The sequence below is a fragment of the Sphingomonas sp. LH128 genome (assembly GCF_000293195.2).
Classification (GTDB): Bacteria; Pseudomonadota; Alphaproteobacteria; order Sphingomonadales; family Sphingomonadaceae; genus Novosphingobium; species Novosphingobium resinovorum_A.
Genome location: NZ_ALVC01000367.1, coordinates 1 through 6,893, shown reverse-complemented (window position 1 = coordinate 6,893; position 6,893 = coordinate 1). Strand labels below are relative to the sequence as shown.

At 65.4% G+C, this 6,893-nt stretch carries 5 protein-coding genes and 1 pseudogene; 1 reads left to right on the top strand and 5 read right to left on the bottom strand.

Features of this window, described 5'->3' with window-relative positions; translation table 11 throughout:
• Both LH128_RS25130 and LH128_RS25125 read right to left on the bottom strand, forming a co-directional pair.
• A pseudogene (locus LH128_RS25130) lies at nucleotides 1-527 on the bottom strand (hypothetical protein); the annotation flags it as partial.
• A gap of 148 nt (nucleotides 528-675) precedes the next feature.
• The gene (locus tag LH128_RS25125; protein WP_008832505.1) at nucleotides 676-1,350 is read right to left on the bottom strand and encodes an OmpA family protein; all 675 of its coding nucleotides are present in this window, start codon (nucleotides 1,348-1,350) and stop codon (nucleotides 676-678) included.
• A gap of 221 nt (nucleotides 1,351-1,571) precedes the next feature.
• Here LH128_RS25125 and LH128_RS25120 point away from each other — a divergent pair, with 221 nt between their 5' ends.
• The gene (locus tag LH128_RS25120; protein WP_008832504.1) at nucleotides 1,572-2,903 is read left to right on the top strand and encodes a hemolysin family protein; all 1,332 of its coding nucleotides are present in this window, start codon (nucleotides 1,572-1,574) and stop codon (nucleotides 2,901-2,903) included.
• A gap of 97 nt (nucleotides 2,904-3,000) precedes the next feature.
• On the opposite strand, the gene LH128_RS25115 is transcribed toward LH128_RS25120, so the two are convergent.
• Genes LH128_RS25115 through ileS form a run of 3 tightly spaced genes read right to left on the bottom strand, consistent with a single transcriptional unit; the run spans nucleotide 3,001 to nucleotide 6,834 of the window.
• Nucleotides 3,001-3,417 carry a DUF3035 domain-containing protein gene (locus tag LH128_RS25115; RefSeq protein ID WP_008832503.1) on the bottom strand — a complete coding sequence of 139 codons (417 nt, stop codon included), beginning with the start codon at nucleotides 3,415-3,417 and terminating at the stop codon, nucleotides 3,001-3,003.
• Nucleotides 3,418-3,433: 16 nt separating this feature from the next.
• A complete protein-coding gene (gene lspA / locus LH128_RS25110) occupies nucleotides 3,434-3,952 on the bottom strand; it encodes a signal peptidase II (RefSeq protein WP_008832502.1) in 519 nt (172 codons plus the stop codon).
• Nucleotides 3,949-6,834 (bottom strand): isoleucine--tRNA ligase, encoded by a 2,886-nt coding sequence (ileS, locus tag LH128_RS25105; RefSeq protein ID WP_008832501.1) that lies wholly within the window; start codon nucleotides 6,832-6,834, stop codon nucleotides 3,949-3,951. The genes lspA and ileS overlap by 4 nt, the downstream gene beginning before the upstream one ends.
• Between the last annotated feature and the right edge of the window lie 59 nt (nucleotides 6,835-6,893).

Sequence of the window (6,893 nt, the reverse complement as noted above, 5' to 3'; positions counted from 1 at the left end):
CGGTGACTGGCGGGGCGGCCGAGCCAGAGCCCGCCGTCCGCCTCGAACTTGGCCGAGGCGAAAAACTCCGCCGACCCTTCGCTCAGCCAGCGCGGCATGGCCGAGACGTTGCTGGAAATCAGGAAGTGGTGGGCATATTCGTGCAGCAACACGATCATCGACCAGGTCACTTGCCCGCTGCCGCTCTGCACGGCGGGCACGATCGCCAGCGAGCCCCCTGCCCTCGGCACGTAGAAACCGCCGACGAACTTGTTGTCGCCGCCGTGAAGCTCACGCACTTCGCGGGTGTTCTTCACGACATAGACGGTGACCCGGTTCGACGGGCTGGGCTTGGCGACTTTGGAGCCCAGCACATAGGCCATCCCCGCGTGATACCGCTCAAGCTGCTGCGCAAAGCGGGTGATGTCCTTGTCGGAATCGTTGGCGTAGATGACGAAGTGTTCGCTCGACGCCTCGGTCCAGGCCGCCTGCGCGGGCGTAACCGAGAGCCACGCCGCCAGCGACGCCATCACAATCCTGAAACGCATCAAGTCCCCCCGAACCCAGTTCGCGGGCAGACTACGCCGATATTGCGGCGTTTCAAGTTACTCTATGGAAATCACGTGGTTACGAAGAAGGGGCCGGTGCGGTTTTCCGCGCCGGCCCCTTCCCCGATCCCGCTTCCTGCGGAAGGTCTTACTTCGCCGAGCTGGCGTCGTCGGTGGTGACCGGCGTGATCTTGATCTCGACACGGCGGTTGAGCGCGCGGCCCTCCGGCGTGTTGTTGTCCGCGACCGGGTAGTTCATGCCCATGCCCTGCGTCTGGATGCGCGAGGACGAGACGCCCCGGCTGATCAGGTAGCGCGCCACCGAATCGGCACGGCGCTTCGACAGGTCCATGTTGTATGCGGCCGAGCCGGTCGAATCGGTGTGGCCGTAGACGTCGACGAGGCTGTTCGGATACTGCACCATCGACTGCGCGACCTTGTCGAGCGAGGTCTGGAACGAGGGGCTGACGACGGTGGAATTCACCGCGAACGTCACGTCCGGCAGGTTCACCAGGATGCCGTCGCCCTGCTGGGTGACGTCGATGCCCGAACCGGCGGTCTGTTCCTTCAGTTCCTTGATCTGCTTGTCCATCTGGTAGCCGACGACGCCGCCAGCGACGCCGCCGATGCCGGCACCGACGATGCGCGCGGTCTTGCCGCCGATGACGCTGCCCAGCAGATAACCAAGGCCCGCGCCGCCGGCACCGCCGATCGCCGTGCGCGAAACCTTGCGCTCACCGGTGTTCGGGTCGGTGACGCAGGCGGAAACCGAAACCAGCGCGAAGACCGCAGCGGCCGAAGTGATCAGGCGCGACTTTTTCATCTCTTGGGTGTCCCTTCCTCTTGATGTGCCCTTATACCGGACATCTGTGCGGTAGTGAACATGAACGGCGAATGGCTTGTGCGCCCTTCAACACACAGCATTACCTACGGTTCCCGGGCCCGCGACAGATTGCCTGACGCATTGCAAAGCGTTGCCATGCGGCGTTTGGCCAACACGGGTTCTTCGCGCGGCGCACAATCTCTGCTAGCGGTGGAAGCACTGTGACACCCTTTCCCTGGACCGACGTCCTCATCATCATCGGGCTGATTCTGTTGAACGGCCTGTTCTCGATGTCCGAACTGGCCATCGTCTCCGCGCGCACGCCGCGCCTCAAGATGTCCGCCGACAAGGGCAGCCGGGCAGCCCTGACCGCGATGGAACTGGCAGCCGACCCGGGCCGCTTCCTCTCCACCGTGCAGATCGGCATCACCCTGATCGGCATCATCGCGGGCGCTTATTCGGGCGCGAGTCTCGGCCAGCCGGTCGGCGATCGCCTCGCCACGCTCGGCGTGCCGGTTCGTTTCGCAGGCGAGCTGGGTTTCGCGCTGGTGATCATTGCCACGACATACGCCAGCGTCGTCGTCGGCGAACTGGTGCCCAAGCAACTGGCCCTGCGCATGGCCGAGCCGGTTGCGCTGGTCATGGCCCGCCCGATGAGCATCCTGGCGACGGCGATGGGCCCGTTCGTCTGGCTGCTCGACAAGTCCTCGGGCCTGATCCTGCGCCTGTTCTCGATCCGCAGCGGCGATACCGAGCGTCTCACCGCCGAGGAACTCCACATGATCTTCGCCGAGGCCACCCGCACCGGCGTTATCGAGGAGGAGGAGCGCGCGATGATGACCGGCGTGATGCGTCTCGCCGAGCGTCCCGTCCGCGAACTGATGACCCCGCGCAACCAGATCGACTGGATCGACGCCGACGCCGACGAGACCCAGCTGCGCGCCAAGATCGCCGCCTCGCCGCACTCGCTGCTGCCGGTGGTGGCGGGCGAAGGCGCACCAGACAACGTGGTCGGCATCCTCAAGGTCAAGGAAGTGCTCGCCGCGCTGGTCGAGGGCCGGACGGTCGAGGTCCGCGCGATGATGCGCAAGGCCGAGGTCATCCCCGACCAGCTCGACGCCATGGATGCCCTGCGCAAGCTGCAGACCGCCGAAGTGTCGATGGCTGTGGTCCACGACGAATACGGCCACCTCGAAGGCGTGGTGACCCCCTCCGACGTTCTCGCGGCGCTGGCGGGCAACTTCGTCTCGCATCAGGACGAGGGCGACGAGCCCATGGTGACCGAGCGCGAGGACGGATCACTGCTGGTCTCGGGCGCGATGCCCGCAGATTCGCTGGCGGATCGCCTTGGTATCACGCTGCCCGAGGACCGTGATTTCGCGACCCTCGCGGGACTCGTACTCCACGTACTGCGCAAGGTCCCGCGCGAGGGCGAGCACTTCACCGATCAGGGCTGGCGTTTCGAAGTCATCGACATGGACGGGCTCAAGATCGACAAGCTCCTCGTCAGCAGCATCGAGGATGAGGACGACGGCGTCACCGGCGACGGCTGAAACCTGCAGCCGGGCTAAGCCATGATTGAGAGGGCATGCGGGGCGACCCGAGTGCCCTTTTCCATGCGCAGGAAGAACTGGGCGGACATCGCAAAGATCAACCGCCCACGGCAGTCTGCGCGTCACGCCCGTCGCCTTCCGGCGCGGCGAGGATCGCGCGGGTCAGCTGACCCTTGGCGACCGTGTAGGTCTGCGGATCCCCCACCGTCGAGCGGATGGACGGCTCGGCGGTGCCGGCCAGGCTGAGCGCCGACTTCTCGATGTCGCTGCGGGCCTGCGGGCCGCCGAACAGCGCATCGAGCGTCTGCTGCTGCACCGAATCGTCGGTCGGGCGAGGCTGGCCCTGCTTCGGCGGGCTCAGCGAGAAGTCGGGCGGCACCACCAGCGGGGTCTGGCGCTGCACGGCGAACTCGTCGGGGCGAGCACGGTTGAACAGGCCGGTGCTGCCGCAAGCGGACAGCATGACCGCGCCCGTCGCGACGAGGAGGAGGGCAGCGGTTTTCTTCATGCGCATCAAATTCAACTCGCGTTTAATCTGCAATCGGGGCGGGTTGCGCCTCTGTCTCGGGCTTGTCGCGCGAAAACAGGGAACGGGCAAGGATAATCAGGACGCCGATGGTGATGGCGGCGTCCGCAAGATTGAAGATCAGGAAGGGCCGCCATGCTCCGAAATGCAGGTCGGCATAGTCGATGACATAGCCGACGCCGAAACGGTCGCGGATGTTTCCGGCCGCCCCGCCCAGCACCATGCCGAGCGCCGCGATCTCCGGCAGCTTGCGCTCGCGCAGCAGCCAGACGAACACGAAGGCCGCGATCGCGCCGGTCATGGCGACCAGCGCCCAGCGGCCCTCGGGCGAACCCGCAGTGAACAGGCCCAGCGAGACACCGAAGTTCTGCGTCCACGTCAGGTTGAAGAACGGCAGGACATAGACCTGCCCGATCCGGTCGAGATCGATGCCTTCGGTGATCCAGCCCTTGATGCCCTGGTCGATCGCATAGACGATCACGGCGACCAGCAGGCCGATCGCGCGCTTCATCCAGGGGTTCATTCCACCGGCTCCACGACGTCGTCGCAGCGGTCGCACAGCGCGCCGTCCTCGGTCACTTCCGGGAGATGGCGCCAGCAGCGGCCGCACTTGTGGTCGGTGGAGGGGGTGACGGTCACCTCCTCGCCCTGCCCGCGCGTGACTGTCCCGGTGATGAACAGCTCGGCGAGATCGGCCTCAGGTGCGCTTTTGGGCACCGTGACGACGGCGGCCAGGCTGGAGCCGATGATCTTCTCCCGCCGCAGCGGCTCGATCGCCTCGGTCACAGCCGCGCGCAGCGTGCGCAGTTGGGCCCACTTCGCATCGTCTGCCTCGACCGCCGGAACTTCCGGCCATTCGAGCAGGTGAACGCTGTCGCCGTCCGGATAGCGCGATCCCCACGTTTCCTCGGCGGTGAACACGATCACCGGCGCGGCGTAGCGGATCAGCGCGTGGAACAGCGTGTCCAGCACCGTGCGATAGGCGCGGCGCTTGGGGTCCGTTGGCGCGTCGCAGTAGAGGCAGTCCTTGCGGATATCGAAGAAGAACGCGGAGAGGTCCTCGTTGCAGAAATCGAGCAGCGAGCGGACGTACGTGTTGAAGTCGAAGGCATCGATCGCCGCGCGCAGCGTCGCGTCCAGCTTGCCCAGCAGCGCAAGCACGTAGCGCTCCAGTTCGGGCATCTCCGACACGGGAAGGCGCTCCGCCTCGTCGAAGCCGTCCAGTGCGCCCAACAGGTAGCGCAGGGTGTTGCGCAGCTTGCGGTACTGGTCGGCGACGCCCTTGAGGATTTCGTCGCCGATGCGGTGGTCCTCGGTGAAGTCCACCGAGAGCGCCCAGAGACGGATGATGTCGGCGCCGTTGGTCTCCATGACCTTCAGCGGGCTGATGGTGTTGCCCAGCGACTTGGACATCTTCATACCCTTGGCGTCCATCGTGAAGCCGTGGGTCAGCACCGCCTTGTACGGCGCATGGCCGCGCGTCGCACAGCTTTCCAGCAGCGAGGACTGGAACCAGCCGCGATGCTGGTCGGAGCCTTCGAGATAGAGGTCCGCCTTCGGGCCGGTATAGCCTTCGGGGCGCAGCAGATCGGGCCAACGGCCTGATTCCAGAACGAAAGCGTGCGTGGAGCCGGAATCGAACCAGACGTCGAGAATGTCGGCGACACGCTCGTAATCGTCGGCGTTGTAGCCGTTGCCGAGCAGGTCCTGCGCGGCTTCGTCCGACCAGCCATCGACGCCCTTCGCCAGGATCGCGGCGCGGATGCGTTCGTTGACGGCGGGATCGACGAGGTATTCGCCGGTCTTGCGGTGCACGAACAGCGTGATCGGCACGCCCCAGGCGCGCTGGCGCGAGAGCACCCAGTCGGGGCGCCCCTCGACCATCGCGCCGATGCGGTTACGGCCCTTGTCGGGGACGAAGCGGGTTTCGGCGATGGCCTGCAGCGCCGCCTGACGAAGCGTCGGCGCGTCCATCAGGTTTTCCTCGGCGGGATCGAGCGCCCCGCCCTCGTTCTCCCAGCGCTTGTCGGCCGGGGTCTTGGGCGAGATATGCGTCATCGCCTTGTCCATCGGCACGAACCACTGCGGGGTGCAGCGGTAGATCACCTTGGCCTTGGAACGCCACGAGTGCGGGTAGGAATGATGGTAGTCCGCCGAAGCCGCCAGCAGGCCGCCCGCTTCGCGCAGATCGGTGCAGATCGGGCCATCGGGCGCGTTGAACTTCGGGTTGATGACCGAGCCCTGCCCGGCCAGCCACAGCCAGTCCTCGCGATACTTGCCGTCGGCCTCGACCACGAACTTGGGGTTGATGCCGTTGGCCTTGCACAGATCGAAGTCGTCCTCGCCATGGTCGGGCGCCATGTGGACGAGGCCGGTGCCGCTCTCGGTGGTGACGAAATCGCCCGCCAGCAGCGGACGCGGCTCGGCGAAGAAGCCGCCGAGCGCGTGCATCGGGTGGCGGGCGATGGTGCTGGCGAGGTCGGAGCCTTTGAGAACCAGCGGCTGATCGACAAGGCACAGACGCCAATAGCTTTCCGTGCCGAGCCCGGCTGCAATCATGCGCTTCGTGAACTGGTCGGCCAAGTTCGAGGCGATAAGCAGGCGTCGCCCATTATCATTGATAACCAGATACTCAATCTCAGGCCCGTAAGCCAAAGCTTGGTTCACCGGGATCGTCCACGGCGTCGTCGTCCAGATCACCGCGTAAGCGCCGACCAGTTCGGGCACCTTGGATTCAACAATCTCGAACGCCACGTCGATCTGGGTCGAGGTGATGTCCTCGTACTCCACCTCGGCTTCGGCGAGGGCGGTCTTCTCCACCGGCGACCACATCACCGGCTTGGCGCCGCGATAGAGCATGCCGTTCTCGGCGAACTTGAGCAGTTCGCCGACGATGGTCGCCTCGGCCTGGAAGTCCATCGTCAGGTACGGGTTGTCCCAATCGCCGTTGATACCCAGGCGCTTGAGCTGCTCGCGCTGCACGTTCACCCAGTTCTGGGCATAGGCGCGGCATTCGGCGCGGAATTCCTCCGCCGGAACCTCGTCCTTGTTCTTCTTCTTCTTGCGGTACTCTTCCTCGACCTTCCACTCGATCGGCAGGCCGTGGCAGTCCCAGCCGGGAACGTAAGGCGCGTCCTTGCCCAGCAGGGTCTGGGTGCGCACGACCATGTCCTTGAGGATGTGGTTCAGCGCGTGGCCGATGTGCATGTCGCCGTTGGCGTAAGGCGGGCCGTCATGCAGCACGAACTTGTCGCGGCCGCGGCGGGCGTCGCGGGTCTTCTCGTAAATCTTTTCCGACTGCCAGCGCGCAAGAATGCCCGGCTCCTTCTGGGGGAGTCCGGCCTTCATCGGGAAATCGGTCTTCGGCAGGAAGACGGTGCTACGATAGTCGCGCTGTTCGGTCATGATCGCGGGGCACTAGAACAAATGCGCGATCGTTGGAAGTAGGCGTCGTCCCGGACTTG

Excerpts from the sequence above, each read along its gene's own strand:
- LH128_RS25125 (WP_008832505.1), bottom strand. The coding sequence starts at position 1,350 with ATGAAAAAGTCGCGCCTGATCACTTCGGCCGCTGCGGTCTTCGCGCTG.
- LH128_RS25115 (WP_008832503.1), bottom strand. The coding sequence starts at position 3,417 with ATGCGCATGAAGAAAACCGCTGCCCTCCTCCTCGTCGCGACGGGCGCG.
- lspA (WP_008832502.1), bottom strand. The coding sequence starts at position 3,952 with ATGAACCCCTGGATGAAGCGCGCGATCGGCCTGCTGGTCGCCGTGATC.
- ileS (WP_008832501.1), bottom strand. The coding sequence starts at position 6,834 with ATGACCGAACAGCGCGACTATCGTAGCACCGTCTTCCTGCCGAAGACC.